The 1,669-nt window shown below is 54.0% G+C and carries 1 pseudogene; it reads left to right on the plus strand.

The window, feature by feature from the left end:
• A pseudogene (locus tag ACMP1L_RS05045) lies at window positions 1-1,669 on the plus strand (SNF2-related protein); the annotation flags it as partial.

The following is a 1,669-nucleotide window of genomic DNA, read 5'->3' on the forward strand; positions in this document are numbered from 1 at the left end:
GGATGTTCACTTGAACTGGGAAAAGGTTGCCAAGCGCATTACCTCACTTGTCCAGAAAGGCCGCTATCTTACCGAACAGGAACAAGCGCAGTATGACAAGATCCAGGCTGAAAAGGATCTGGCAGAAGAAGATGCCATTCAAGCCCAGCAGCCGGAGATAGAGGAAGAAACGCCAAAGCCTACCCTTCGGGAGCAGTTTGAGCAGTATAAGCCTGTGGTGACTGCCGCCGTATCTGAGGATGTGGCATATCGAAATGCCTGCGGTCATTCCGACCGTGAAAATGCTGTCATCGAGGGCAATGCCGCTGTGCGCCGTGCGGTTCTTGGCTCTAAGGATATGGAGCTGATCCGCCTTTATTCGGATGTGCCGGAGTTCCGCCAGCGTTTGCACCGGGAAGTGATCGACGAAACCTATCCAAAGCTCCATGAGCTTCTGCGCCCTCTTTCTCAGGAGGATATTGACAAAGCTCTCTGTGTTTGGAACGGCAATATCGAGAGTAAACACGCTGTCGTCCGCTATATGAAAGACCATGCAAGAGAGAAGGATACCGCTGCATGGCTGGCTCAGGAATACGGTGGCGGCAACAGCCCGTTCGTTGTCCGTGCCGGAAGCCCGGAGGAAACACAGCTGCCCTGGCCGAAGGTACAGCGCAGGCTTGCCCAGCTTATTCAGGAGGACCGGTTCTATACCGAAGAAGAACAGGATCGTTTTGACAATATCGACCCTATTGCCATCCGGGAAGCTCTGGAGGAAAGAGGGATCGTCAACGGACAGGTGACAGATCCGGAGAAACTGGATAATTCCTCATTTATCCAGCAGGTAATGTCGGATGTAGAGCAGATTGCAGCTGCCGAGACAGAACAGACTTCCGAAGTTTCCATTTCCGATGAGGAATATGATGCAGTTCGCCGCCCGACTCCGCAAAGAACCTCCTATGACCCTGCCGCCCCAGTCTATGCCGTGGGCGATACCGTGTATATCGAGGATGACGCCTATCAGATCACCGAGCTGCGGGAGGACACCGTACAGCTTCTGCCCACCGGCATGGTATATCCCATCTATCGGGCAGAGCGCAAAGAACAGTTCGAGCAGCTGCTTCGGGCAGACCGCCGCAATGCTTACTATACCGAGTTTCTTCCCATTGACCCGGACAAGGCAGATCAAGACTTGCGGGATGTATTGGCCCATGGACTCATGGATGAAGCGGATAAACAGCAGCTTTCCGCGCTGCTGCAATCCGGCAGAAGCAACAGTGAGATCGCCTACTGGCTGAGTAGAGCTTATCCTCGTGAGATTGAGACGCTGGATTTGGAGAACGGCGATATTGCCGATTACCGTACCACGGCACAGGGCATAGAACTGGAAGTCATGGATGCAGAGGAAAAGCGTCTGGCTGTGCTGTATTTCCGCTGGGATGAGGTTGCGCCTTTGCTGCGCGGGATGTATGCCCGTCAGCTGGATGGCTTTGGACAAGAACAGCCCCAACCGTCTGCCGAATCCCCAGCCTTTCATTCCGAGACCGTGGCCGTCTATCCGGGCGATAAGAACCATCTACCTTATGATGTGGTGGTGGAACGGTTGCATATTGAGGAGCCGGAGCCGCCAGCCCCTGTAACAGAGCCGGAAAAAACCTTTGAGGAAGTGTTGGATGAACACCCGGTTTCCATT

It is taken from the genome of Ventrimonas sp. (genome assembly GCF_048380235.1).
Classification (GTDB): domain Bacteria; phylum Bacillota; class Clostridia; order Lachnospirales; family Lachnospiraceae; genus Brotaphodocola.